The 25875-nt window shown below is 74.2% G+C and carries 25 protein-coding genes; all 25 read right to left on the bottom strand.

The window, feature by feature from the left end; genetic code table 11:
* Nucleotides 1-2 precede the first annotated feature (2 nt).
* Nucleotides 3-1337 carry a DNA-processing protein DprA gene (gene dprA, locus AC4H2H_RS08170; RefSeq protein WP_494370304.1) on the bottom strand — a complete coding sequence of 445 codons (1335 nt, stop codon included), beginning with the start codon at nt 1335-1337 and terminating at the stop codon, nt 3-5.
* Nucleotides 1338-1353: 16 nt separating this feature from the next.
* The gene (locus AC4H2H_RS08165; RefSeq protein WP_494370303.1) at nt 1354-2892 is read right to left on the bottom strand and encodes a YifB family Mg chelatase-like AAA ATPase; all 1539 of its coding nucleotides are present in this window, start codon (nt 2890-2892) and stop codon (nt 1354-1356) included.
* On the bottom strand, nt 2892-3251 hold the full coding sequence (locus AC4H2H_RS08160) for a YraN family protein (RefSeq protein ID WP_494370302.1): 360 nt from the start codon (nt 3249-3251) through the stop codon (nt 2892-2894). The genes AC4H2H_RS08165 and AC4H2H_RS08160 overlap by 1 nt, the downstream gene beginning before the upstream one ends.
* 112 nt (nt 3252-3363) lie before the next feature.
* Nucleotides 3364-3663, bottom strand: a complete 300-nt coding sequence (locus tag AC4H2H_RS08155) for a DUF2469 domain-containing protein (RefSeq protein ID WP_024840525.1) — start codon at nt 3661-3663, stop codon at nt 3364-3366.
* Nucleotides 3664-3700: 37 nt separating this feature from the next.
* On the bottom strand, nt 3701-4471 hold the full coding sequence (gene rnhB / locus AC4H2H_RS08150; protein ID WP_494370358.1) for a ribonuclease HII: 771 nt from the start codon (nt 4469-4471) through the stop codon (nt 3701-3703).
* A gap of 65 nt (nt 4472-4536) precedes the next feature.
* Nucleotides 4537-5379 (bottom strand): signal peptidase I, encoded by an 843-nt coding sequence (gene lepB, locus AC4H2H_RS08145; RefSeq protein ID WP_494370301.1) that lies wholly within the window; start codon nt 5377-5379, stop codon nt 4537-4539.
* A 132-nt stretch (nt 5380-5511) separates the two neighbouring features.
* Complete coding sequence (rplS, locus tag AC4H2H_RS08140; protein ID WP_494370300.1) at nt 5512-5871, bottom strand: 50S ribosomal protein L19; 360 nt, start codon at nt 5869-5871, stop codon at nt 5512-5514.
* A gap of 185 nt (nt 5872-6056) precedes the next feature.
* Nucleotides 6057-6902, bottom strand: coding sequence for a tRNA (guanosine(37)-N1)-methyltransferase TrmD (trmD, locus tag AC4H2H_RS08135; RefSeq protein ID WP_494370299.1), 846 nt, complete (start codon nt 6900-6902; stop codon nt 6057-6059).
* 1 nt (nt 6903) lies between these two features.
* Nucleotides 6904-7485 (bottom strand): ribosome maturation factor RimM, encoded by a 582-nt coding sequence (gene rimM / locus AC4H2H_RS08130; RefSeq protein WP_494370298.1) that lies wholly within the window; start codon nt 7483-7485, stop codon nt 6904-6906.
* Nucleotides 7486-7613: 128 nt separating this feature from the next.
* Nucleotides 7614-7853: an RNA-binding protein gene (locus AC4H2H_RS08125; protein WP_494370297.1), complete on the bottom strand. Its 240-nt coding sequence runs from the start codon at nt 7851-7853 to the stop codon at nt 7614-7616.
* Nucleotides 7853-8287 carry a 30S ribosomal protein S16 gene (gene rpsP / locus AC4H2H_RS08120; RefSeq protein WP_494370296.1) on the bottom strand — a complete coding sequence of 145 codons (435 nt, stop codon included), beginning with the start codon at nt 8285-8287 and terminating at the stop codon, nt 7853-7855. The genes AC4H2H_RS08125 and rpsP overlap by 1 nt, the downstream gene beginning before the upstream one ends.
* A 161-nt stretch (nt 8288-8448) precedes the next feature.
* The gene (locus AC4H2H_RS08115; protein ID WP_494370295.1) at nt 8449-9570 is read right to left on the bottom strand and encodes an amidohydrolase family protein; all 1122 of its coding nucleotides are present in this window, start codon (nt 9568-9570) and stop codon (nt 8449-8451) included.
* Between the two features lie 147 nt (nt 9571-9717).
* Nucleotides 9718-11328 (bottom strand): signal recognition particle protein, encoded by a 1611-nt coding sequence (gene ffh / locus AC4H2H_RS08110; RefSeq protein ID WP_494370294.1) that lies wholly within the window; start codon nt 11326-11328, stop codon nt 9718-9720.
* A gap of 87 nt (nt 11329-11415) precedes the next feature.
* Nucleotides 11416-13254 carry a [protein-PII] uridylyltransferase gene (locus AC4H2H_RS08105; protein WP_494370293.1) on the bottom strand — a complete coding sequence of 613 codons (1839 nt, stop codon included), beginning with the start codon at nt 13252-13254 and terminating at the stop codon, nt 11416-11418.
* A gap of 16 nt (nt 13255-13270) precedes the next feature.
* A complete protein-coding gene (locus tag AC4H2H_RS08100) occupies nt 13271-13609 on the bottom strand; it encodes a P-II family nitrogen regulator (RefSeq protein ID WP_494370292.1) in 339 nt (112 codons plus the stop codon).
* On the bottom strand, nt 13606-14907 hold the full coding sequence (locus AC4H2H_RS08095; protein ID WP_494370291.1) for an ammonium transporter: 1302 nt from the start codon (nt 14905-14907) through the stop codon (nt 13606-13608). The genes AC4H2H_RS08100 and AC4H2H_RS08095 overlap by 4 nt, the downstream gene beginning before the upstream one ends.
* Before the next feature lie 191 nt (nt 14908-15098).
* Nucleotides 15099-16289 (bottom strand): signal recognition particle-docking protein FtsY, encoded by a 1191-nt coding sequence (gene ftsY / locus AC4H2H_RS08090; protein WP_494370290.1) that lies wholly within the window; start codon nt 16287-16289, stop codon nt 15099-15101.
* Between the two features lie 62 nt (nt 16290-16351).
* Nucleotides 16352-16729 (bottom strand): hypothetical protein, encoded by a 378-nt coding sequence (locus tag AC4H2H_RS08085; RefSeq protein ID WP_494370289.1) that lies wholly within the window; start codon nt 16727-16729, stop codon nt 16352-16354.
* A 149-nt stretch (nt 16730-16878) separates the two neighbouring features.
* The gene (gene smc / locus AC4H2H_RS08080) at nt 16879-20460 is read right to left on the bottom strand and encodes a chromosome segregation protein SMC (protein ID WP_494370288.1); all 3582 of its coding nucleotides are present in this window, start codon (nt 20458-20460) and stop codon (nt 16879-16881) included.
* 347 nt (nt 20461-20807) lie between these two features.
* Nucleotides 20808-21260 carry a nucleoside-diphosphate kinase gene (ndk, locus tag AC4H2H_RS08075; protein ID WP_494370287.1) on the bottom strand — a complete coding sequence of 151 codons (453 nt, stop codon included), beginning with the start codon at nt 21258-21260 and terminating at the stop codon, nt 20808-20810.
* Nucleotides 21261-21306: 46 nt separating this feature from the next.
* Nucleotides 21307-21801 (bottom strand): DUF4233 domain-containing protein, encoded by a 495-nt coding sequence (locus tag AC4H2H_RS08070; RefSeq protein ID WP_494370286.1) that lies wholly within the window; start codon nt 21799-21801, stop codon nt 21307-21309.
* Between the two features lie 4 nt (nt 21802-21805).
* Nucleotides 21806-23542, bottom strand: a complete 1737-nt coding sequence (locus tag AC4H2H_RS08065) for an MDR family MFS transporter (RefSeq protein WP_494370285.1) — start codon at nt 23540-23542, stop codon at nt 21806-21808.
* Between the two features lie 150 nt (nt 23543-23692).
* A complete protein-coding gene (locus tag AC4H2H_RS08060) occupies nt 23693-24379 on the bottom strand; it encodes a TetR/AcrR family transcriptional regulator (RefSeq protein ID WP_494370284.1) in 687 nt (228 codons plus the stop codon).
* A 67-nt stretch (nt 24380-24446) separates the two neighbouring features.
* Complete coding sequence (gene dhaM / locus AC4H2H_RS08055; protein ID WP_494370283.1) at nt 24447-25184, bottom strand: dihydroxyacetone kinase phosphoryl donor subunit DhaM; 738 nt, start codon at nt 25182-25184, stop codon at nt 24447-24449.
* A 17-nt stretch (nt 25185-25201) separates the two neighbouring features.
* Nucleotides 25202-25834, bottom strand: a complete 633-nt coding sequence (dhaL, locus tag AC4H2H_RS08050) for a dihydroxyacetone kinase subunit DhaL (RefSeq protein WP_494370282.1) — start codon at nt 25832-25834, stop codon at nt 25202-25204.
* Between the last annotated feature and the right edge of the window lie 41 nt (nt 25835-25875).

Here is a 25875-nt window from a genome sequence, read left to right as displayed (position 1 = left end):
ACTCAGCCGCTCGCGAGCCGCCGCCAACCGCCCCTCGTGCGCTCGGCCAGCGTGCGGACCTCGAGCCGTCCGAGCGCGGCCAGCGCGTCCGGCACGGAGAGGCCGGCCGTGCGCGCGACGGACTCCGTGGACGCGTGCGTCCGCACGGGCAGCGCGTCCCACGCCTTGCGCTCGACCTCGTCGAGGCCGTCGTACGCAGCGGTCGGCCGGTCGGCGGCGGACCGCGGGACGGCCGGCGCCAGGTCGCGTGCGAGCTCCCCGGCGAGCTCGGCCACCTCTGCGGCGTCGGTGACGCACACGGCCGCGCCGTCGCGCAGGAGGCGGTGGCAGCCCGACGACGCCATGGACGTCACCGGGCCGGGCACCGCGCCGACGGGGCGCGAGAGCTCCACCGCCCGGGCCGCGGTGCTGAGCGAGCCGGACCGCCACGCCGCCTCCACGACGACGGTCGCGCACGCGAGCGCGGCGATGAGCCGGTTGCGCTGCAGGAACCGCACGCGGCTCGGCACGGACCCTGGCGGCACCTCCGAGACGACCGCACCACCCGACTCGAGGACCGCACGCAGCAGGTCGGTGTTCCCCGTCGGATACAGGCGGTCGACCCCGCCCGCGAGGAAGGCGACGGTCGGGCCGCCGGCGACCAGCGCCGCGCGGTGCGCCGCCGCGTCGATCCCGTAGGCGCCACCGGACACGACGGTGAAGCCGCGCGCGGCCAGCCCGGCGCCCATCTCCCCCGTCACGTGCCGCCCGTAGTCGGTGCAGGCGCGCGCCCCGACGAGCGCGACGGAGCGGTCGGCGAGGCGGTCCAGGTCGCGCGCGCCTCGGACCCACAACGCGTGCGGGCGCGTCGGCCCGAGGACGTCCAGCGCAGCGGGCCATCCCGTGTCCTCCGGCACGACCAGCGACCCTCCCAGGCGTTCGAGCACGCGCAGCTCCCGGCGCGGGTCGAGCCCGTCGAGCCGAGGTGCCCAGCGGGCCAGACCCCGCAGCAGGCGGGGAACGGGTCCGCCGCGACCGCCCGCACCGGCGCCCGCACCGGCGCTCGGGCCGGCCCCCGGACCGGAGCCTGGACTGGCGCTCGGCAGGAGCTCGCCGAGCCCGGCGACGCGCAGAGGGTCGGTCGGCACGGCGACACCGGGGTCCGCAAGCTCGACGAGCGCGCGGCGTGCCTCGGCCGGGTCGTTCACGGCCTCGTGGACCCAGGCCAGTGCCGGTCCCGCGCCGAGATGCTCGACGAGGACGACGGCGACGTCGTCACCGGGCTCGGCGATCCGCGACCACGCGGCCCGCGCGAGCCGGTCGTCCGTCACGTCGAACAGCGGCCGCACGGGAGTCACGACCCCTTCCGCCCGCTCAGCCACGGTAGCCCCGCGTGCGCAGCGCGAGCCCGGCCCCGACGTCCGACCGGGTGGGTGCGTCCCGCCCCGCGAGGTCGGCGACGGTCCACGCGAGCCGGAGCACCCGGTCCGCGCCGCGCAGGCTCAGCGTGCCGCGGTCGAGCGCGGTGTCGACGTCCGTGAGGAGACCCGGGTCCGCGCCGAGGCGGTCGCGCAACCAGGTGCCGGGCACCTCGGCGTTGGTCCGCCAGCCCGTCCCCGCGAGCCGGTGCTGCGCGGCCTCGCGCGCCGCCCGCACGCGTGCCGCGACCACCGCGCTGGACTCCGGGACGACGTCACCCGCGCGCTCGACCCGCGAGACGGGCCGCACCTCGACCTGGACGTCGACCCGGTCGAGCAGCGGGCCCGACAGCCTGCCGAAGTAGCGCCGCTGCGCCACCGGCGAGCACGTGCAGTCCAGCCCCTTGCCCACACCCTTGCCGCACGGGCACGGGTTCGCGGCGAGCGCGAGCTGGAACCGGGCCGGGTAGCGCGCCGTGCCGCCCGCGCGGTGGATGACGAGCTCGCCGTGCTCGAGCGGCTGGCGCAGCGTCTGCAGCACGCGCGCGCCGAACTCGGGCGCCTCGTCCAGGAAGAGGACCCCGCGGTGCGCGCGGGAGGCCGCGCCGGGTCGCGGCATGCCCGTCCCGCCCCCGACGATCGCGGCGGGTGTCGCGGTGTGGTGCGGGTCCTCGTACGGCGGGCGGCGCACGAGCCCGCCGCCCGGGTCGAAGACTCCCGCGACGGAGTGCACCGCGGTCACCTCGACGGCCTCGCTCTCGGTGAGGTCCGGCAGGATGCCGGGCAGCCGCGACGCGAGCATCGTCTTGCCCGCGCCCGGTGCCCCGACGAGCAGCAGATGGTGCCCGCCCGCGGCCGCGACCTCGAGCGCGTGCCGCGCCTCGCCCTGCCCGACGACGTCCGCGAGGTCGCCGGTCGGGGGCCGCTCGACGACCGGGCGGGCCGGTGCCACCGGCGCGACGGGCGTGTCGGGCTCGTCGAGCGTCGCGCCGTGGAGGCGTGCGACGTCGGCGAGGTTCGTGGCCCCGACGACGCGTGCTCCGGGGACCAGTCGCGCCTCGGCGACGTCGGCCGCGGGCACGACGACGTCGCGGTATCCGGCGGCGACTGCCGCAGCGACGGCGGGCAGGATGCCGCGGACCGGTTGGAGCCGCCCGTCGAGCCCCAGCTCGCCCAGGTGCACGACGCCCTCGACGGCGCTGGGCGGCAGCACTCCCGCCCCGCCGAGCGTCGCGACGGCGATCGCGAGGTCGAAGCCGGTGCCCGACTTCGGGAGCGCGGCGGGCGAGAGGTTCACGGTGATCTTGCGCTGCGGCCACGAGATGCCCGACGACGCCACCGCCGCTCGCACCCGGTCGCGCGACTCGCTGAGCGCCGTGTCCGGCAGGCCGACGAGCACGAACCCGGGAACGGACGCCGCGAGGTGCGCCTGGACCTCGACGACGTACCCCGTGAGCCCGACGAGCGCGACGGCGCGCGTGGTCCCGAGGCCCATCAGGCGCTCACCCCGACGAGGTGCTCGACCTGCGCCGCGCCGGCGCGTGCCACGACGACCGCCACCACGTCGATGCGGACCGATCGCGCGCGGACCTCGTGCGTGGCGAGCCACTCCCCCGTCAGGCGCCGCAGCCGCGCGATCTTGTCGGCCGTGACGGCCTGGGCGGGGTGACCGAAGCCGGTCCCCCGCCGCGTCTTGACCTCGACCGCGACGAGCACGTCGTCGTCCAGCGCGACCACGTCGAGCTCTCCGCGCGTCCCGCGCCAGTTGCGGTCGAGCACGGTCCAGCCGGCCTCGACCAGGTAGGCCGCGGCCACCTTCTCCCCGTACCGCCCGACGGCGTCCTTCGCTCTCATGAGCTCACCTCCGCGACCCACCGTGGGGCCGCAGCACGGTTCGGCGCCAGGAGCCCGCGAGGGGTGTGGACGGAGGGTCAGAGGTCGGGCCTGTGCACGGCCAGGACCGCTGTCAGAGCTGGAGCTCGGCCTTGGCGAGCTCTTCGACGTTGACGTCCTTGAACGTCACGACGCGCACGGACTTCACGAAGCGCGCGGAGCGGTAGACGTCCCAGACCCACGCGTCGGCGAGCCGCAGCTCGAAGTACACCTCGCCGGCGGCCGACCGCACCTGCAGGTCCACCTGGTTCGCCAGGTAGAAGCGGCGTTCGGTCTCCACCACGTACGAGAACAGGCCCACCACGTCGCGGTACTCGCGGTAGAGGGCGAGCTCCATCTCGGTCTCGTAGTTCTCGAGGTCTTCGGCGCTCACGTGTCCATCATGGACCATCACGGCCCGCGGGCCTGCCTCAGCTCGTGGGCAGGACCGCCGCCGGGTCGAGCTCGAGCACGTCGACGAGCTCCTCGTAGGCCGCCACGTCCAGGCCCGTCTCGCCGCGCCGGGGCAGCCGCCACGACCGGCGGTGCTGCGGCGTCGGGCCGTGCTCGCGCAGCGCCTCGACGTGCGCCGTCGCCCCGTAGCCCTTGTTCTGGTCCCAGCCGAACGCCGGGTACTGCCGCGCGAGGCTCGTCATGAGCGCGTCGCGCTCGGTCTTCGCCAGGACGCTCGCCGCGGCCACGGACGCGCACTGCAGGTCGGCCTTGACCAGGGTCCGCACGCGGGGGTCGACGATCCGGTCCTCGTCGACGGGTTCGAGCTCGAACGCCTCGAACAGGTCGACCGCGGACGGACGGCTGAGCCAGTCGTGCTTGCCGTCGAGCAGGACGGCGTCGACGTCCCCGACGCTCCGCCGCACCTGGGCGAGCGCCCGCCGCCCCGCGAGGCGCAGGGCGCCGACGATGCCGTGCGCGTCGATCTCGGCCGGCCCGGCGTGGCCGACGGCCCAGGCGAGGCACCACGCGCGGGCGAGCGGGACGAGCGCCTCTCGCGCCGCCGCCGTGAGGAGCTTCGAGTCGGTCAGACCGGGCGGGCACGGCTTGGTCCCGAGGTCGACGACCACGACGCCCACGGAGACAGGGCCCGCGAGGGCTCCGCGCCCGACCTCGTCCATGCCGGCGACGAGCCGCGCGCCGTCGCGCAGCATCGTGCGCTCCTGGCGCAGGTCCGGTCGCCGCCGCATGGTGCCCCGTGCGGCCGCCGCGCGGGGCGACGACGGCCGGACGGGCCGGGCAACCTCGCCCAGGGTCACGGCTCCACCTCGGGCACGCCGGCGAACACGTCGCCGGGGTTGCGCAGGAGCCCCACGTGCGAGAGCGGCCAGACCTTGACGAACGCCGTCCCGACGACGTTGCCCATCGGCACGAACCCACCCCCGGGCTTGCCCGTGTTGTAGCGCGAGTCTGCCGAGCTCGACCGGTTGTCCCCCATGACGAAGAGCATGTCGGCGGGCACGGTCGTGTCGAAGGCGAGCTCGCTGGCGGCCGCACCGGCCTTGATGTAGGAGGACTCGTCGATCGACTCGCCGTTGACGCTCACGCGCCCCTCGGCGTCACAGCACACGACGTGGTCACCGGGCGTCCCGATGACGCGCTTGATGAGGTGCTCGCCCGTGTCCTGGGGCAGCAGGCCGACGAACGTCAGGGCCGCTCGGACCGCCTCGCCGACCACGCTCTCGTCCTGCGGGGCCGGCGGCGGGAGCCAGCCGCCCGGGTCCTTGAAGACGACGACGTCGCCGCGGTGCACGTCGAAGGCGCCCGGCACGAGGCGCGACACCATGACCCGGTCGCCCTCCGTGAGCGTGTCCTCCATGGACGCGCTCGGGATGAAGAACGCCTGCACGAGGAAGGTCTTGATGAGGAGCGAGAGCACGAGCGCGCTGACGACGATGATCGCCGTCTCGCGCAGGAGCGACGACTTCCGCGGTGCCGGGGCGTCGTGCCTGGTCGTCGCTTCCTCAGGATCGTCCGGGACGCGGCCCGCCGGCTCCTGGGTGGGCCCGACGTCGTTCCTCGCCTCGTGGGGGTCGCGCGCCGCGCGCTCGGTGCTGGCGTCGGGTCGCGGGCCTCGGGGCGGGGCGCTGTCGGTCACGCGTTCACAATGCCACCTCGGGAGGTGATCCGGGAAACGGGGCCGTCCCGCGGACCGCGTGTCGACCCGTGCGGGAACGCGAACGGGCGGCCGCCCCGGAAGGACGGCCGCCCGTCGTGTCGAACGGGTCGATCAGCGAGTGTGCGCGGTGTCGCGCTTCTCCTTGATCTTCGCCTTCTTGCCGCGCAGCGCGCGGAGGTAGTACAGCTTGGCGCGACGCACGTCACCGCGCGTCACGACCTCGGCCGACTCGATGGAGGGCGAGTGCACGGGGAACGTGCGCTCGACACCCACGCCGAAGCTGATCTTGCGGACCGTGAACGTCTCGCGGACGCCGCTGCCCTGGCGCGCGATGACGACGCCCTGGAACGCCTGGACGCGGGAGCGGGTGCCCTCCACGACCTTGACGTTGACCTTGAGGGTGTCACCGGGACGGAAGTCCGGGACGTCGCTGCGCAGCGATGCTGCGTCGACGCTGTCCAGCGTGTGCATGATGCTCTCCTCGCCCGCCACAGGTCGGACGCGCTCGTGGCCGGGCGGCAAGCCTGGCCGTTCTCGTCAGGAAGGTGGGCGGCGCCGTGCGGGTCGCGTCGCGAGTCGCACGTCCCGATGCGTCCCCTGTGGCAGAGACCGGGAGTGAGCGCACACCGATCGACCATTCTGCCACACGGACGCGCTCAGCGTTCCCCGGGCGGGCTCCCGAGCAGGAGACGACCCTCCTCGACGAGCCAGCCCGCCTCCGCGAGGACCTCGAGGTCGTGCCGGTCGAGCGCGTCCGCGTCGAGCGCGCGCACCATGTCGGGCCGGCGGGCCGCCGTCCGGCGCAGCGCCTGGTCTCGCCGCCAGCGGTGGATGCGGGCGTGGTGACCCGAGAGGAGCACGTCGGGCACCTCGAGCCCGTCCCAGGCCGGCGGCTTCGTGTACACGGGGTACTCCAGCAACCCCGCGGCGCCGTGGGACTCCTCGACGAGCGACTCGGGGTTGCCGACGACCCCGGGCAGCAGCCGTGCCACGGCCTCGACCATGACGAGCGCGGCGACCTCCCCGCCGTTGAGCACGTAGTCGCCGATCGACAGCTCGCTCACCCGCAGCCCCGCCGCGCGGTAGTGCTCCGCGACACGCGCGTCGATGCCCTCGTACCGGCCGCACGCCACCACGAGGTGCTCCTCCTCGGCCAGCGCCTCGGCGGTGCGCTGGGTGAACGTCGCACCCGACGGCGTCGGGACGACCAGGTGCGCGGGAGCATCCGGGCGGGGGATACCGGCGGTCGCGGAGGACGTCGGCGCGGCCGACCCGAGCCCGGACACCTCGTCGATCGCGCGGCCCCATACGTCCGGACGCATGACCATGCCCGCCCCGCCGCCGAACGGGGTGTCGTCGACGGTGCGGTGGCGGTCGGTCGTCCAGTCGCGCAGGTCGTGGACCCGGAGGTCGAGGATCCCCGCGGTCCGCGCCTTGCCCACGAGCGACAGGTCGAGCGCGGCGAGGTAGTCGGGGAAGATCGTGACGACGTCGATCCGCACGTCAGGCCTCGTCCTCGTCCGTCGCCCGCGCGGCCTCGTCCTCGGGCACGGGGCCCGGGAGCGCGACCTCGAGGTGCTCGGCGTCGGAGGCGAGCAGCCCGCCCGGCGGGTCGAGCACGACACGACCCCCGGCCACGTCCACGACGGGCACGATCTGGCGAACGAACGGGACGAGCGTGCGTGTCCCGTCGGGCTCACGCAGCACGAGGGCGTCGTGCGCGGGCAGGTGCTCGAGGCCCTCGACACGGCCGAGGTCGCGCCCGTCGGTGTCCTCGGCGCGCAGCCCTGCGAGCTCGTGCGGGTACCAGGCGTCCTCCTCGGCGGAGGCCTCGGCCTCCACGACGAGCTCGACACCGCGCAGCGCCTCGGCGTCGGTGCGGTCCCGCACCCCCTCGAAGGCGACGAGCCAGCGGCCCTGGTGCACGCGGACCCCGCCCACGGTGAGCGGCCCGGCACCGACGGGACGCGTCTCGAGACGCGTCCCGACGGCGAGGCGCGCCTCGGGGTCGTCGGTGCGCAGGTCGAGCGCGACCTCGCCGCGCAGCCCGTGCGGCTTGCCGACACGGGCGACGGTCAGCTCCATCGTCGTGACTCCTCCGGTGGTCGTCTCGTCCCGCCCCGGCCGGGGCGGGACGCAGGAAGGCCCGGTCCGCCGGTCGGCGGGCCGGGCCTTGCCCGTCGCCCCACGAGGGGGCGGGGTCGGTGCGGGCGTCAGCGGCGGTCGACGTCCACGACGTCGACGCGCACGGGCCCGTCGGTCGCGAGAGCGCCGATCACCGTGCGCAGCGCGCGCGCCGTGCGCCCACCGCGGCCGATCACACGGCCGAGGTCGTCCGGGTGGACCCGGACCTCGAGCAGGTCACCGCGCCGGAGCGACTTCGCGTTCACCCGGACGTCGTCCGGGTTGTCCACGATGCCGCGCACGAGGTGCTCGAGGGCCTCGGCGATCATCAGGCCTGCTCGTCGCCGGCGGCTGCGTCGTCAGCAGCGTCCGCGGCGGCCGGGGCCTCGGACTTCTTCTGCGCGGCGTTCGCCTTGACCTTCTCGGCGTCCGCGGCGGCTGCCTCGATCGCAACGGCCGGGTCGGCCTTCTCGCCCTTGACCCGGAGGGTGCCCTCGGTGCCGGGCAGACCCTTGAACTTCTGCCAGTCACCCGTGATCTTGAGGAGCGCGAGCACCTGCTCGGACGGCTGTGCGCCGACGCCGAGCCAGTACTGGGCGCGGTCCGAGGTGATCTCGATGAACGAGGGCTCCTCGGTCGGGTGGTACTTGCCGATCTCCTCGATGACGCGACCGTCACGCTTGGTGCGCGAGTCCGCGACGACGACACGGTAGTACGGCGCTCGGATCTTGCCGAGACGCTTCAGACGAATCTTGACGGCCACTGTGGTGGTCTCTCCTGGTTCTGGTATGGGTGAACCCGGTCGCATCCCGTGGGGACAGGACGAGGTGGGGTTCAGGACACGGCACGCGCCGGAGAGAGGGGCCGGGGCACACCGAGTACCGGGTCATTGTGCCAGACCCGTGGGTCACCGACCAACCCGGCTCAGGACGCCGGGGCCACGATCTCGCCGCGCAGGACGACCGCCGTCGGCGCGCGCAGGACGCCCACGTCCTCGCGGGGGTCCTGGGGGTAGACGACGAAGTCGGCGGACGCGCCCTCGACGAGCGACGTGTAGCCGAGGTACTCGCGCCCCTGCCAGCTCGCCGCCGCGACGACGGCCGCCGTCGGGATTCCCGCCGCGACGAGCTCCGCGCACTCGTCCGCGAGGCGCCCGTGGCCGATCGTCCCGCCCGCGTCGGTGCCGACGAGTATCTGGATCCCCGCCTCGTACAGCGCACGGGCCTGGTCGTAGCGGCGGGCGTGCAGGCGACGCATGCGGTCGGCGAAGACGGGGTACTTCCCGTCGGCCTGCTGCGCGATCGCCTCGAACTGGCCCACCTGCAGGAGCGTCGGGGTCACCGCGACCCCCCGCTCGGAGATCTCGTACATGAGGTCGGGATGGATGCCCGTGCCGTGCTCGATGCCGTCCACGCCGGCGGCGAGCAGCGAGGGGATCACCTCGTCCGAGAAGGCGTGGACCGTCACCCGGGCGGCCTCCGCGTGGGCGGCGGCGACCGCCTCGGCGAGCACGTCGTCGGGCCACAGGGGGCGCAGGTCGGCGTCCGCGCCGAGGTCCCGGTCGATCCAGTCCCCCACGAGCTTGACCCAGCCGTCGCCGTGGCGCGCCTCGCGGCGCACGGCCTCGGGGAGCTGCGCGACGTCGTCGAGCTCGAGACCGTAGTGCCGCAGGTAGCGCTTCGGGCGGGCGAGGTGCCGGCCCGCGCGGACGAGGCGCGGCAGGTCGCGGCGCCCGTGGACCCACCGCGTGTCGAGCGGGGAACCCGCGTCGCGCACCAGCAGGACGCCGCTGTCGCGGTCCGCGGTGGCCTGCGCCTGCGCCGTCGCCGCGTCGACCGCGCCCTGGGCGCCGAGGCCGACGTGGCAGTGCACGTCGACGAGTCCCGGCAGCACCCAGCCCTCGAGCTCGACCATGTTGGTGCCCTGGGCCGACGGGCGGGTGAGGCTGATCCGCCCGTCCTTGACCCAGAGATCGCCGACCTCGCGGTCGTCGCCGACGACGACGCGGCCGCGGACGTGCAGCGAGGGGCCTTCCAGCGCGGACATGCGGCTCCTGGGTGAGGTCGGGCAGGACGAGCCCGCTCGCGGGCGTAGTGCGGCACCGGGTCGGTACCACGGACACAACCTAGCGTCCGGGCGGCTGCGGGTCGCACCCGTGGCGGGGCACGGGCGCCGCTCCGGACGGCCCCGAGGTCAGCGACCGAGCAGCTTCTCGAACCCGGGAGGGAGCTGCAGGTCGTCCGGCGTCGAGGGCGCGGGTCCGTCCGTCCTGCCCACCCCGAACGCCGAGCCGGCGGATGCCGGCGGCCCCGTGACCTCGCCCGCCGCCCGCGCCGCGGCAGCACGCTCCTGCGCCGCCCGCTTCGCCGGGTTGCCGGACTTGCCCTTGACCTTGCGCTGCGGCGCCTGGCGAGCCCGGGCCTTCTTACCGCCCATGCCCGGCAGGTTGCCCATGCCCGGCATCCCGGGCACGCCGCCGCCGCGGCTCATCTGCCGCATCATCTTCTGCGCGCCGGCGAAGCGCTCGAGGAGCTGGTTGACGTCGCTCGTCCTGACGCCGGACCCCCGCGCGATGCGTGCGCGGCGCGAGCCGTTGAGGATCTTCGGGTTGTCGCGCTCGGCGGGCGTCATCGAGCGGATGATCGCCTCGATACGGTCGACCTCGCGCTCGTCGAAGTTGTCCAGGGCCTCCCGCATCTGGCCCATGCCCGGCAGCATGCCGAGCATCTTCTTCATCGAGCCCATGTTCTTCATCTGCTGCATCTGCACCAGGAAGTCCGCGAGCGTGAAGTCCTCGCCGGAGGCGACCTTCTCCGCCATCTTGGCGGCCTCTTCGGCGTCGAACGCCTTCTCGGCCTGCTCGATGAGGGTCAGGACGTCGCCCATGTCGAGGATGCGCGAGGCCATGCGGTCCGGGTGGAACGCCTCGAAGTCCGTGAGCTTCTCACCGGTCGACGCGAAGAGGATCGGCCGTCCCGTGACGCCGCGGACCGACAGCGCGGCACCACCGCGCGCGTCGCCGTCGAGCTTGGTGAGCACGACGCCCGTGAAGTCGACGCCCTCCTCGAACGCCTTCGCGGTCGTGACGGCGTCCTGGCCGATCATCGCGTCGATGACGAACAGGACCTCGTCCGGCCGGACCGCGTCGCGGATGTCCGAGGCCTGCTGCATGAGCACGGCGTCGAGACCGAGGCGGCCTGCGGTGTCCACGATGACGACGTCGTGCTGGCGCTGGCGGGCGGCGTCGACGCCGTCGCGCGCGACCGAGACGGGGTCGCCGATGACGTCGTCGACCTCGACGCTGCTCTGGTTGCCGGGGTGCGGCGCGAACACCGGCACGCCGGCACGCTCCGCGACGACGGTGAGCTGCGTGACAGCGTTCGGGCGCTGGAGGTCGGCCGCCACGAGCAGCGGCGTGTGGCCCTGCTCGCGCAGGTGCAGCGCGAGCTTGCCTGCGAGAGTCGTCTTTCCCGCGCCCTGGAGGCCCGCGAGCATGATCACCGTCGGCGGGTTCTTCGAGAACCGCAGCCCGCGGCTCTCGCCGCCGAGGATGCCCACGAGCTCCTCGTTGACGATCTTGACGACCTGCTGCGCCGGGTTGAGCGCGCCGGAGACCTCGGAGGAGAGCGCCCGCTCGCGCACGGTGGCGCTGAACTCTCGGACGACGGGCACCGCGACGTCGGCGTCGAGCAGCGCACGCCGGATCTCCCGGATCGTCGCGTCGATGTCCGCCTCGGACAGCCGACCCTTCGCACGGAGGTTCTTGAAGGTCGAAGTCAGTCGGTCCGACAGCGTGTTGAACACCGCGTCATCCTCACCAGTCGCCGGAAGTCTCGTCCGCGGGGCCTGCGCGCCCGAGGGCGCGGCACGGACCGTCCGCGAGGGTCCAGCCTACCCGGCTGCGTGCGGGTCCTTCAGCACGCGCAGCGTCTCGCCCACGAGGTCGTCGACGAGCCGTGCACGCCACGCGGTCCACGCGCTCGGACCGAGCGACGACGCGTCGGCCTCGGTGAGCGCGCGCAGCACCTCCAGCAGGTCGGCCCGGTGGTCGACCGCCTCGGCGAGCTCCGCGACCGTCGCCGGGTCGTCCGGGTCCTCGCTCACCGCGAGCCGCGAGAGGGTGAGGTGGTGGCGGACGAGCCGCTCGACGTCGGACACGACGTCCGGGTCGAAGCCCATGCGCCCGAGGATCACGGGCACCAGGCGCGCGCCCTCGACGGAGTGGTCGGCGGCACCCGCGCGCTTGCCGATGTCGTGGAGGACCGCCGCGAGCAGGAGCAGGTCGCCCCGGTCGACGTCCTTGCGGTCGCGGGCCGCGCGCGCCACGACCTCGACGAGGTGGCGGTCCACCGTGTGGCGGTGCACCGCGGCGCGCTGCGGCCGGTTGCGCACGCCCGCCCACTCGGGGATCCAGGTCGTGACCACGCCCGCCAGGTCGAGCGCCTCCCACACCGCGACCTGGGCCTGGCCGGACCCGAGCAGGGAGAGGAGCGCCGTCCGGGCGGCCTTGGGCCACGGCTCGGGCAGCGGCGGGCACTGGGCGAGGCTCGTGACGGAGACCGGCGAGAGCGTGAGTCCCGTGCGGGCGGCGGTCGCGGCGGCGCGCAGCGAGAGCAGCGGGTCGGTGGCCGGGTGGGCGTCGACCGCGAGCACGAGCTCACCGTCGTGCTCCACGAGACCGTCCCCGACGGACCGGAGCCGGGGTGCGGCCCGGCGCCCGCGGATGAGGACCGGACGGCGCGAGACCGACGGGCGCTGGAGCGCCTGGCGTGCACGGCGGACCGTCGTGTCGAGCGCGTAGGAGATCTCGCGTCCGGCCTCGGCGAGGCTCGCGAGCAGCTCGTCGGGGTCGTCGAACCCGGAGAGCGCGGCGACCTCGTCGAGGTCGGCGAGCAGGAGCCGGCTCGTGTGCCGGCCGGTGACCACCTGGAGCGAGTCCCGCACGTCCAGGAGGTGCGCGTGGGCGCGGTCGACCGACCCGTGCGGGCGGTCGGTGAGCCAGGTCGCGGCCAGCGCGGACAGCACGACCGCGTCCCGGATCCCGCCGCGCGACTCCTTGAGGTCCGGCTCGATGAGGTAGGCGAGCTCGCCCGAGCGCTCGGCGCGCTCCCGGGTCGAGGAGAGCAGGTCGGGCAGCCGGCGTCGCGACGCCGAGCGCCAGTCGGTCAGCACGGCGGAGGACGCCCGGTGGACGACGAGCGCGTCCCCGGCCACGGCGCGGACGTCGAGCCAGCCCACCGCGGCCGGGACGTCCTTCGACGCCACCTGTCGGCACTGCGAGAGCGACCGCACGGAGTGGTCGAGGTCGACGCCGGCGTCCCACAGGGGGTACCAGAGCCGCTCGGCGACCCGCGCGACCTCCTCCGTGGAGTGGCTCCGGCCGTCGTGCACGAGGACGAGGTCGAGGTCGCTCGCGGGACCCATGTCGCCCCGGCCCAGGCTGCCGACCGCGGCGAGCGCGATCCCGTCGGGGGCGACGTCGTCGGTCGCGTCCGTCCAGAGGTGCTGGAGCGCCGTGGTGACGAGGTCGACGACGGCTGCGCGGCGGGCGACCCCGCTGCGGCCCGGTCCGCTCATGGACCGGGCGAGCTCGAGCATGCGCGCGCGGAGGCCCCGCACCCCCTCGGGGTGCGGGACCTGCACGCTCTGCTCGACCGCGAGCCGGTCCGAGCCCTCCGCCGATCCCCCCGCGACCCCGTCCGTGGCCGGGGTGTCGACGTGCTCGGTCATCCGGGGTACCGCCTCCTCAGAGCGCGCCCGGGCCGTGCTCGCCCGTGCGCACCCGGGCGACGTCGTCCACCGTGACGGTCCAGACCTTGCCGTCGCCGATCTTGCCGGTCTGCGCGGCCTTGACGATGACCTCGGTGACGGCCGTCGAGTCGGCGTCGTCGACGAGGACCTCGATGCGGACCTTGGGGACCAGGTCGACCGTGTACTCGGCGCCGCGGTAGACCTCGGTGTGGCCCTTCTGGCGGCCGTACCCGCTGGCCTCGCTGACCGTCATGCCCCGCACGCCCGCGGCCTCGAGGGCCGACTTCACGTCGTCGAGACGGTGCGGCTGGATGATTCCCGTGACGAGCTTCATGCTCGCACCTCCTTGATGACGCTGCCCTGGGGGATGTTCTCGTAGCCGGTCTCGCCGTGCACCGCGAGGTCGATGCCGCCGACCTCGGCGTCCTCGCTGACCCGCCAGCCGACGACCGCCTTGAGGGCGATCGCGATGACGAACGTGACGACGAAGGAGAAGGCGAGGGCCACGACCGCGACGATCACCTGTGTGACGAGCTGCGTGACACCGCCTCCGTAGAAGAGGCCGTTGAGCGCGCCGTCCGGGTACCACGCCGAGTTCTGGTCCGTGGCGAAGAAGCCGATGAGGACCGTGCCCACCAGGCCACCGACGAGGTGCACACCGACGACGTCGAGCGAGTCGTCGAAGCCGAAGCGGTACTTCAGGCCGACGGCGAGGGCGCACAGCGCGCCGGCGACCAGGCCGATCGCGATCGCGCCGAAGGTGTCGACCGCCGCTGCCGCTGGCGTGATGGCGACGAGTCCTGCGACGACACCCGACGCGGCACCGAGCGAGGTCGCGTGACCGTCGCGGAGCTTCTCCGTGACGAGCCACGCGAGCATCGCCACGCCGGTCGCGACGAGGGTGTTGAGCCAGGCCCGGCCGGAGACGCCGTCGGCGCCGAACTCGGAGCCCGCGTTGAAGCCGAACCAGCCGAACCACAGCAGCGCGGCGCCCAGCATGACGAACGGGAGGTTGTGGGGTCGCATGGGCTCACGACCGAAGCCCTTGCGCTTGCCGACCACCAGAGCCAGGGCGAGGCCGGCGATGCCGGCGTTGATGTGGACGACCGTGCCGCCGGCGAAGTCGATCGGCGTCGAGAGCCCGCTCGTGATGCCGTCGGCGCCGAGCAGCCCACCGCCCCAGACCATGTGCGCGACGGGGATGTAGACGAGCGTGACCCAGATCGCGGTGAATGCGATCCACGTGCCGAACTTCACGCGGTCGGCGATCGCGCCGGAGATGAGGGCGACGGTGATGATCGCGAAGGTCGCCTGGTATCCGACCGCGACGAGGGCGGGGACGCCGGTCGCCGCCATGAGGCTGTCCTCGTCCGTCATCCCGGCGAGCCCGAAGTACTCGGTGGGGTTGCCGATGATGCCGCCGAGGTCGCTCCCGAACACACCGGAGTAGCCGTAGAGGACCCACACGAGCCCGGTGACCCCGATGGCACCGAAGCTCATCATCATCATGTTGAGGACGCTCTTGCCGCGCACCATGCCGCCGTAGAAGAACGCCAGCCCCGGCGTCATCAGCAGCACGAGCGACGCGGACGTGAGCATCCACGCCGTGTTCCCAGTATCCAGCTCGAACATCGAACCGCCCTCTCTCCTCGCACTCCGACCCCTCCGGCCGGCCGAGGTCAACGTTCGAGGTCGGGCGTTTCCGGCGGACGGTCGTCGTGTTACGTCCACGTGACACGACGCGGGCGCCGGTAAACGTTGCGTTACCGACGCCCGCAGGGTGAGACGACGGGCGCTTCCGTGACCTGCCCGTGATCCGCCGCTCAGGCTCCCAGGAGCCCGTCGACGAACTGCTCGGGGTCGAACGGCGCGAGGTCGTCGGGACCCTCGCCGAGCCCGACGAGCTTCACCGGGACGCCGAGCTCGCGCTGCACGGCGACGACGATCCCCCCGCGCGCCGTCCCGTCGAGCTTCGTGAGCACGATGCCCGTGACGCCCGCGACCTCGCCGAAGACGCGCGCCTGGTTGAGGCCGTTCTGACCCGTCGTCGCGTCGAGCACGAGGAGCACCTCGGACAGCGGTGCCTCCTTGGTGATGACGCGCCGGATCTTGCCGAGCTCGTCCATGAGGCCCTGCTTGTTCTGCAGCCGCCCTGCGGTGTCGACCAGCACGACGTCCACGCCCTCGGTGCGGCCTCGGCGCACGGCGTCGAACGCGACCGCCGCCGGGTCCGCCCCGTCGCGGTCGGAGCGCACGGTCGGCACGCCGACCCGCGACCCCCAGGTCTCGAGCTGGTCCGCGGCCGCGGCACGGAACGTGTCGGCCGCGCCGAGCACGACGCTGCGGTCCTCCGCGACGAGCACGCGCGCGAGCTTGCCGACGGTCGTCGTCTTGCCCGTGCCGTTCACGCCGACCACCAGGACGACGGCCGGGACCGGCCCGTCCTCCCCGGCGACCGGGGTCGTCGCGAGGCTCCGGTCGAGCGACGGGTCGACGAGCTCGACGAGCTCGGTGCGCAGCAGCGCGCGCACGCTCGCCGCGTCCCGCACGCCCAGCACGCGCACCTTCGTACGCAGCGACTCGATGAGCTCCCCCGCGGGACCGGCACCGACGTCGGCGAGCAGGAGCGTCTCCTCGAGCTCGTCCCAGTCGTCCTCCGACAGGTGGTCGCGCGAGAGCACCGACAGCAGGCGCGCCCCGAACGGCGAGCCGGACCGCGCGAGGCGGTCGCGCAGGCGGACGAGACGCCCCCCGACCGGCTCGGGCCGCTCGACGGTGGGCGCGGCGGCGTCCGGCACGACGTCGGGCGCGGTCTCAGGAAGGACGGGCGGTGCGGTCTCGACCGACGTCGCCGCCTCCACGTCGACCGGTGCGCTGCCGCGCGGGACGGTCGCACGCGGGGCGGGCGGGGTGGGCCCACCCCGCCCGCGCCGTCGGACGGAGACGGTCCCTGCGACGACGAGGCCGAGGAGGATGACGCCGAGGACGATCCAGAGCGGGAGGAGGTCGTTCACGCGGGCAGTCTCTCAGACGAGGGCCCCGGTGGCCGCCCGGCGACGGCAGCGCCGACAGCCGGTCAGGCGTCGCGGGACCGGCCGCCGCCGGTGTGGAACGGGCGCGAGGCCCGCTCGCGCGCGTGGTGCAGGACGTCGGTGAGCTCCTCGGCGTCGACGTAGGCGCGTGAGCTCACCTCGGTCGCCGTGAAGAACTCCTCGATGCCGGTGTCCACGGGCTTCGGCATCCGCACCGTCCCGACGTGATGGCCCTCGATACGACCCCGCGGACGCCCGCGCCGCATGCCCGAGCGGAAGTTGCGCCAGAACCCCCGCAGCCCCTGGTCGTCGGACGCACTGCCCGCAGCGGGCGCGTCCGATCGCGCGACGACGCTCGCGAAGAGGAACACGACGGCGGCGACGCCGAGCGTGATCAGCAACCACACGAACATCCAGACCATGCAGCCAGTATCCGGGCACGAGGAGCGTCCGCGAGCCGAGCCACGCCGGGCCGTCCGATCAGCACCACATCTTCACAAGGCCCGGAATTGCAACGATCCTCGGCCATCGGCCCACGTCAGGGCAGGTGCCGGGAAGGGCGTGAGACGGCTCACACCGGGGCGTCCTCCAGGACCTCGCGCATCCGCTGGCTGATCACCGTCGTCACCCCGTCGCCGCGCATCGTCACGCCGTAGAGCGCGTCGGCGATCTCCATCGTGCGCTTCTGGTGGGTCACGACGATGAGCTGCGAGTCCTCCTGCAGCTCGCGGAAGATCTCCAGGAGGCGACCGAGGTTCACGTCGTCGAGCGCGGCCTCGACCTCGTCCATGACGTAGAACGGCGACGGCCGCGCCTTGAAGATCGCGACGAGCAGCGCGACCGCGGTCAGCGAGCGCTCGCCGCCGGACAGGAGCGAGAGCCGCTTGACCTTCTTGCCCGCCGGCCGCGCCTCGACCTCGATCCCCGTCGTGAGCATGTCGTCCGGGTCGGTGAGGACGAGGCGTCCCTCGCCGCCGGGAAACATGCGGGCGAACACGCGCTCGAACTGCTCGGCGGTGTCGCGGTAGGCATCGGTGAACACGCGCTCGACGCGCTCGTCGATCTCCTTGACGATCTCGAGCAGGTCGGACCGCGACTTCTTGAGGTCGGCGAGCTGGTCGGCGAGGAACTTGTGCCGCTCCTCGAGCGCCGCGAACTCCTCCAGGGCGAGCGGGTTCACCTTCCCGAGGCGCCCGAGGTCGCGTTCCGCGGCCTTGAACCGCTTCTCCTGCTGCGACCGGTCGTAGGGCACCGCGCGGGGCTCGTCGTCGTCCGGCCCCGGGCCCACAGGGACGTCGCGGTGGGGACCGAACTCCTCCACGAGCGCGTCCGGGTCGATACCGAGCTCGTCGACGCTGCGCGCCTGGAGCTGCTCGATGCGCAGCTGCTGCTGGGTCCGTGCGACCTCGTCGCGGTGCGCGACGTCGGTCAGGTCGCGCAGGCGCCCCGCGAGCGCGTCCACCTCGGCCCGCGCGGCGGTGATCGCGGCGTCGCGCTCCGCGCGGGCCGCCTCGGCCGCGTCACGCTCACCGCCGGCACGGACGAGCGACCGCTCGAGCACCGCGAGGGCGCGCGCCGCGCCGTCGCGCACGGTCGAGGAACGCTGCGCCTGACGGACCCTGACCGCCTCGCGCCGGGCCGCGCGCTCGCGCGCCTCGCGCTCAGCCGCGGCCGCGCGGGCGAGCGACTGGGCACGCCCGGCGACGGCGCGCGAGCGCTCTTCGCTCGTGCGCAGCGCGAGCCGTGCCTCCGTCTCGCGCGCCCGTGCGGCGGACGCGTGCGCGGCGAGCCGGTCGCGGTCCGCCGTCGCGTCCGAGACCGCGTCCTCCGTCTGCTCGGGGGTGGTCTCCGCGGCGTCGAGGCGCTCGACGAGCGCTGCGAGCGCCGCGCGCGCCTCGTCCAGCCCCTGCGACGCCCGCTCGAGCGTCGAGCGCGCCCGCTCGGCCTCCGCGGCGGCGGACCGCGCGGACGCGCCGAGGTGCCCGAGCTGCTCGGCCACCGCCGCGAGCCGGGCGTCGGACTCGTTGAGCCGGTCGAGCGTCTCGTCGTAGCGGGCCCGGGTCTCCTCCTGCGCCTCGCGTGCCCCGACGAGCCCGAAGCGTGCCCGCTCGGCGCGCGCGACGGCGTCGGCATGCCCCGCTCGCGCCTCGTCGAGCGCCGACTGCAGGTGCAGGACGCTCGGGGCCGACGCCGAGCCGCCCCACGCCCGCGCGGCGGCGAGCAGGTCTCCCCCGCGCGTCACGACGGCGACCCGCGGGTGCGCGGCGACGACGGCACGCGCCTGGGCGAGGTCGTCGACCACGGCGACGTCGGACAGCAGGTCGCGCACGGTGTCCCCGACGCCGCCGGCCGCCGTGACGACGTCGACGGCCCACCGCGCGCCGTCGGGCAGCGCGACCTCGGACCGCGCGCTCGCGTCCGTCGCCGTGCCCGTGCCGTCAGCGCCGTCAGTGACGAGCAGGCCCGCGCGCCCGGCGTCCTCCGTGCGCAGGTACCGCAGCGCGTCGACCGCCGCGTCGACCGACTCGACCGCCACGGCGTCCGCAGCGGGGCCGAGCGCGGCGGCGATCGCGTCCTCGTAGCCGGCCTCGATGCCCAGCAGCGCGGCGAGCGACCCGACGATGCCGATCCCGTCCGCCGCGAGGAGCGCTCCGGCGCCGTCCTTGCGGTCGAGGCTCAGCTCGAGCGCCTCGATCCGCGCCGCCCGGGCCGCGCGCTCCTGCTCCGCCGCCGCGGCCTCCTCCTGCAGGGCCGTCACGGCGGCCGTCGTCCGCTCGACCTCGTCAGCCGCGGCCTCGTGCTCGGCGTCGAGCCCCTCCTCGCCCTCCTCGACGCCGACGACCTGCGTCTCGAGGACCGCGAACTCGGTGCTCGCCTGCGACCCGCGCCGCTCGGCCTCCGCGAGCGACTCGCGCAGGCGCCCGATCTCGGCCTCGGCCGCCTCGACGCGGCTGCGCTGCGCGGCGACCTGGCCAGCGAGCCGCGCGAGACCTTCGCGACGGTCGGCGGCGCCACGCAGGAGCGTCGCCACCGCCCGCTCGGCCTCGCCCGCGTCGCGCTCGGCGTCCTCGCGCTCGCTCACGACCGCGGCGAGAGCCGTCCGCGCGCGCTCGACCTCCGCCTCGAGCTCTGCCTCCGTCACGCGCACGCGCTCGGCCTGGGCCTCGAGCTCGTCCGGGTCCTGGCCGCGCTGCGCGGGCTCGGGGCTCCCGAGGAGCCGTACGCGCTCCTCGGCGAGCGTCTGGGTGCCGCGCAGCCGCTCGCGCAGCGAGGACAGCCGGTACCAGACGTCGGTCGCGGCCCCGAGCGCCGGGGCCGCCTCCGCGGCCTCCCGCTCCAGTGCACCGAGGCGGTCGCGCGCCGCGGCGAGGTCACGCTCGGCGTCCGCCTGCTTCGCGCGCAGCGCGGCCTCGTCCGCGATCTCCTGCTCCAGCGTGGCGGTCAGCTGGGCGAGGTCGTCCGCGAGGAGGCGTGCCTTCGCATCACGCAGGTCGGACTGGATCGTCGCGGCCTTGCGCGCGATCTCCGCCTGCCGCCCGAGCGGCCCGAGCTGTCGCCGGATCTCCGTCGTGAGGTCGGCGAGGCGGGTGAGGTTGGCCTGCATCGCGTCGAGCTTGCGGAGCGCCTTCTCCTTGCGCTTGCGGTGCTTGAGCACCCCGGCGGCCTCCTCGACGAAGCCGCGCCGGTCCTCCGGCGTCGCGCGCAGGACGGCGTCGAGCTGCCCCTGCCCGACGATCACGTGCATCTCGCGGCCGAGTCCCGAGTCGGACAGCAGGTCCTGGATGTCGAGCAGCCGGCACGGCGACCCGTTGATCGCGTACTCCGACCCGCCGTTGCGGAACAGCGTCCGCGAGATCGTCACCTCGGTGTACTCGATCGGCAGCGCGCCGTCGGTGTTGTCGATCGTCAGCGCCACCTCGGCACGGCCGAGCGGAGGCCGCCCCGACGTCCCGGCGAAGATGACGTCCTCCATCTTCCCGCCGCGCAGCGTCTTGGCGCCCTGCTCCCCCATGACCCACGCGAGCGCGTCGACGACGTTCGACTTGCCCGACCCGTTCGGCCCGACGACGCAGGTCACCCCGGGCTCGAAGCTCAACGTCGTCGCCGAGGCGAACGACTTGAAGCCCCGGAGCGTCAGCGTCTTGAGGTGCACGGGCCCGAGCCTAGTGCGCGCTCCCCACGAAGCCGCGGACCCACGCCCCGCGCGGCCGCACGCGGGCCACCCGCACGACGGAACCCCTGGTTTCATGCCAGGACAGTCTCGAACTACCCCGCATGCCCGGGTTCGGCGGGTGGAGAGCCATCACCGGATTGAGGGGTGACGCGGGCGGGGCGACACGACGGGGAGCCGACGCCCGAGCGGGGGTGGGGCGGACCGTGGCGGGTCGTGGTGGGTCTGGCGGGAGCCCGCGAGGAACGAGCGGGCGGATGGTAGACCCGCCACGGTCCGCCCCACCCTCGCGCAGGCGTCGGCGGAGGAGAGGCGAAAGCGGCGAGGTGTCAGCCGAGCTCGGGGAACCAGAGCGCGATCTCGCGCGCGGCGGACTCGGGCGAGTCGGAGCCGTGGACGAGGTTCTGCTGGACCTTCAGACCCCAGTCGCGGCCGAGGTCGCCGCGGATCGTGCCGGGCAGCGCCTCGGTCGGGTTGGTCGCGCCGGCGAGGGACCGGAAGCCGGGGATGACGCCCTGGCCTTCGGCGACGACCGCGAGGATCTTGCCCGAGAGCATGAAGTCGACGAGCGGCTGGTAGAACGGCTTGCCCTCGTGCTCGGCGTAGTGCGCGGCGAGGGTCTCCGGGGAGGCGTCGAGGAGCCGGACGGCGGCGAGGGTGTACCCCTTGGCCTCGACGCGCCGCAGGATCTCGCCGGACAGGCCGCGGCGGACGCCGTCGGGCTTGACGAGGATGAGGGTGCGCTCGATGGTCTCGGTCAGTGCGGGTGCGACGTCGGTCATGGTCGCCGAGCCTACCGGCCGCGCTGCCCTGGTCCGGGAGCCGGTCTCAGCCGGCGTTGGGCGCGGTGTCGGGGTGCTCGGCGTCGTACGCAGCGCGCTCGCGGTCGATGCGCCCGCCGAGCCGGATCGCCACGATCCACAGCACGACGAAGATCCCGCCGACGACGAACATCATGGGCACCACCAGCCCGAACGCGAGCACCGGCACCTGCACGACCGAACCGGCGACGTACCCGCCGGGCGTGCCGACCATGCGGGAGAGCACGAGGAGGACGAGCGCGAGCGCCCCGCCCACGACCCAGATCGCCGTCGCGCTGGGCAGCTCGAGGGGGCCCCGTGAGTACGGGACGTCGCGCAGCCCGTAGGCGGCGAGGGTGGCGAACACCACGACGAACGCCTCGAGCACGAGGGTCGTCGAGGCGAACTGGACCTTCGCGGGCTTCTTGGGCTTGATCCGGTCGCCCGGGGACGGGCGCACCGGGCCCGCCGCGCGTCCGTAGCGGGACGGCTGCGCGGCGGGCTGCGACGGTGGGGTGCTCACCCCGTCAGGATACCGGCGCGTCGTCGCGCGCCCGGTCGCGAGACGCCCCGCCGTCGGGGGCCGTCGCCTGCGCCGTGGCCCCGTCCGACGCGGGTGCCGAGGACGCCGCCACGGCGACGGTCCCGCCCTCGACGAGGTCTCCGTGGTCGGCGACGGCCTCGCCGCGCGCGACCATCCCCGCGACGTCGGAGAGCTTGACCTCACGCAGGAACAGCGCGAGGACGAAGCCGACCAGCACGAGCGGCACGAGGTACCAGAACGCCGGGGCGAGGGCGTCCGTGAACGCGTCGACGACCCCGGTGTGGATCGGCTCCGGGAGCTGCTGGACCATCTCGGGGGTGAGGGACGAGCCCTCCGCGCCGGCGGGCACCGATCCGGCAGGCAGTCCTGCGAAGACGCCCTCGAGGTTGTCGGCGAGGCGCGACGTGAAGATGGTGCTGAACAGCGCCGTGCCGACGGCGGCGCCGATCTCGCGGAAGAAGTTGTTCGCGCTCGTGGCGGTGCCGAGCTCGTGCGGGTCGACGGAGTTCTGCACGGCGAGGACGATCGTCTGCATCACGAGGCCCATGCCGGCGCCCATGACGAAGATCATCGCTCCGAACAGCAGCATCGACATGTCGCCGGTGATCCGGGTGAGCCACATCATGCCGGCGGCGGTGATCGCGAGGCCGAGCACGGGGTAGATCTTGTAGCGGCCGGTCTTCGTAATCGCGATACCGGAGCCGATGGCGGTGAGCATGACGCCGACCATCATCGGGAGCATGAGGAAGCCGGACTCGGTGACCCCGGCGCCCGTCGACATCTGCAGGAACGTCGGGAGGAACGCGAGGGCGGAGAACATGCCCATGCCGAGCACGAGGCCGATGAGGGTCGCGATCGTGAAGGTGCGGTTCTTGAACAGGTGCAGCGGGAGCAGCGGTTCCTCGGCGCGGTTCTCCACGAGGATGAACGCGGCGACCGACACGACGACGGCGGCGACGAGGCCGATCAGCCACGGGTCGGACCAGTCGTAGCCGGCGGAGGTGGTGAGGGACTCCCAGCTCGTGACGAGGACGATGCCGGACGTGGCAACGACGAGGAAGAAGATGCCGGCGACGTCGATCTTGCGGCCCGAGCGGTGCGACGGGAGCTTGAGCGCGACCCACGCGACGACGAACGCGGCGACGCCGATGGGGACGTTGATCCAGAACGCCCAGCGCCAGCCCGGGCCCTCGGTGAACCAGCCGCCGAGGAGCGGGCCGATGACGGCGGCGATACCGAACAGGGCGCCCATGGGGCCCATGTACTTCCCGCGGTCCTTCGCGGGGACGATGTCGGCGATGATCGCCTGCGACAGGATCATGAGGCCGCCGCCGCCGAGACCCTGCACGCCGCGCCAGGCGACGAGCTCGGGGAACGACTGCGCGAAGCCAGCGCCCGCGGACGCGATCGTGAAGAGCCCGATCGCGACGAGGAACGGCCAGCGCCGCCCCCACAGGTCGCCGAACTTGCCGTAGAGCGGCATGACGATCGCGATCGCGAGGATGTAGGCCGTGATGACCCAGCCCTGGTGCTCGACGCCGTGGAGCTCGCCGACGATCGTCGGCATCGCGGTGCCGACGATCGACTGGTCGAGCGAGGACAGGAACATCGACGCCATGAGCGCGCCGAAGATCACCCACACGGTGCGCGGGGTCAGGACGATGAGCGGCTTGCCGCTCTCGGTCGGCGCCGGGGGCGACGCCGTGGTGGGGGAGGCCATGGGGTTCCGCTTCGGTTCGGGACGGTCCGGTGCGCGCCGCGACGGGCGCGAGCCGGGCCCGTCGTCGGGTGGGAGGTGCTGGACGAGGCCGGACCGTGGGGCCGCCTCGACGATTCGTGCGCGACGCCGGAGCGTCGCGCGGATACCGGCTCAGGTCCGGGCGGTGTCCTGCAGGAGCGCTCGGAGCTGGTCGACGACGTTCCGGAGGTGGGCGACCATCGCGGCGTCCTGGTCCTTGTGCCACTCGCGCGTGCTCGCGTGGAGCAGGCTCATGACGACCAGCGCGAGGAGCTCGGGGTCGGGGACGAACGGGTGCGCGTGACGACGTGCCTCGAACAGCTCGATGAGCTGCGCACGGTGGCCGTCCATCCAGGTCATGTGGTGCGTGAGGAGCCGAGGTTCGCGCTGCAGGAGCTCGAGCGTGCGGGCCATCCGCTCGGGCGTCAGGGGCTGGTGCACGAGCAGGTCGGCGACGACGACCTCGAGATCGTCGAGCAGCGCGCCGGTCGGCCCGCCCGCGACGAACGCGGCCGCGGTCTCCGGTCGCACGGCGACGTCCTCCGCGCCCAGCACGGCGTCGTCCTTCGACGAGAAGTAGTTGAAGAACGTCCGCGGCGAGACCCCGACCTGGGCGCAGATGTCCTCGACCGTCACGGCGTCGAGCCCGCGTTCGAGGACGAGCTCCTGCGCGGCGTCGACGAGCGCCTCGTGACGCTGCTGCTTCTTGCGCGCGCGCAGCCCGCCGGGCGCGGGCGCCAGGCAGGCTGCGGCGCGCTCCGTCAGCGCGGCCACCGGGCCGCGCGCAAGCGCGGGCGCGGCGGAAGAGGTCGTCTGCACGTCCACTATTCTTGCATCCCGTGCAAATTTGCATCAACTGCAATACCGCGTGACGACCGTCACACGGTCAGGCCTCTCCGAAGCCTCCGTCGACCGCCTCGACGACGGCTCGCACCGCCTCGACCGCCTGCGCGCCCTCCCCCGACACGACGAGCTCCTGCCCGCCGGTCGCGCCCAGCTTCATGAGCTCGAGCACGCTCGCGCCGTTGACACCGTTGATCGACACGCTCGCGTCGAACCCCGCGGCGAGACGGGCGAGCACCGCGGCCGGTCGCGCGTGCAGACCGAGCGGGTTGCGCAGGGTCACGGTCGCACGGGCCGCGCCGTCGCCGTGCGGCGACTCCGTCCCGACGGCGGTCGCGGCCTCGTCGACCGCGGCGACCGCGAACGTGCTCCCTGCGTGCTCGGCGGACGCGTGCACAGCGGCGACGTCCCCGCCGCCGTGGGCCGTGACCGCCGCGGCGACCGCCCCCTCGACGAACGGCGCGTCGGCGAGCCGGACGCGGCCGTCGTAGCCGTCCTCCAGGTCGAGGACCGACTCGACCGTCATGACCGCCGACCCGAGGTCCGCCAGCAGGACCACGCCGTCGGCGGCGGCGAGCGCTTCCCCGATCGCGCCGGAGACCCGGTCGTAGCTCGTCCCGAGTCCGCCGTCGTCGGTCCCGCCCGCGGCGAGCAGCAGGACGCCCGGTGCCATCTGGGCCGACAGCTCGACCGCTCCCTGCGCGAGACGCTGCGAGTGGGAGACGAGGACGAGCGCCACCCGGGCGCGCCCGACCGGGGCGATCGCGGGACCTTCCGTCACGCCGACCGCTCCGGGGCTCACGCCGCCGCCGCGTCGCGCGCGGCCTCGAGAAGGATCGCGGTGGACGTCGCACCAGGATCCTGGTGACCCGCGCTGCGCTCCCCCAGGTAGCTCGCGCGGCCCTTCGTCGCGACGAGAGGGACCGTCGCCTCGGCACCCGCACGCGCTGCCGTCGCCGCAGCGGCGAGCACCTCGGCCGTGGTGGCGCCCGCGTCGGCGGCCGACTCCGCGGCGTCGACGGCGGGCTGCCACGCGTCGACCATCGTCTTCTCGCCGACCTGGGCCTTGCCGCGGGCGGTGATGCCCTCGAGCGCCCCCTCGAGCAGCGCGACCGCCCCGTGGGCGTCGAGCTCGGCGAGCCCGGTCACCTTGGCCGCACGCAGGTACGCCGTGCCGTAGAGCGGTCCTGACGCGCCACCCACCGACGACATCAGCGTGGTGGCCACGAGCTTCAGGAGGTCGCCGATCTGGTCCGGGGACTCGGCACCGTCGAGCTTGGCGACCACCGCTCGGAACCCCCGGTCGAGGTTCTCGCCATGGTCTCCGTCACCGATCTGCCGGTCGAGCTCCGTCAGCTCGCCGCGTGCCGCGGCGATGCGCTCCGCGCTCAGCCGAGTCCATCGGTCCGCCCAGGCCACGTCCAGCGTCATGCCCCACCTCTCTCGCCGTCGAGCCGGTTGTACCACCGGCT

This window comes from Cellulosimicrobium sp. BMG9.22, assembly GCF_059159975.1.
This window is presented reverse-complemented; position numbering and strand designations above follow the sequence as displayed.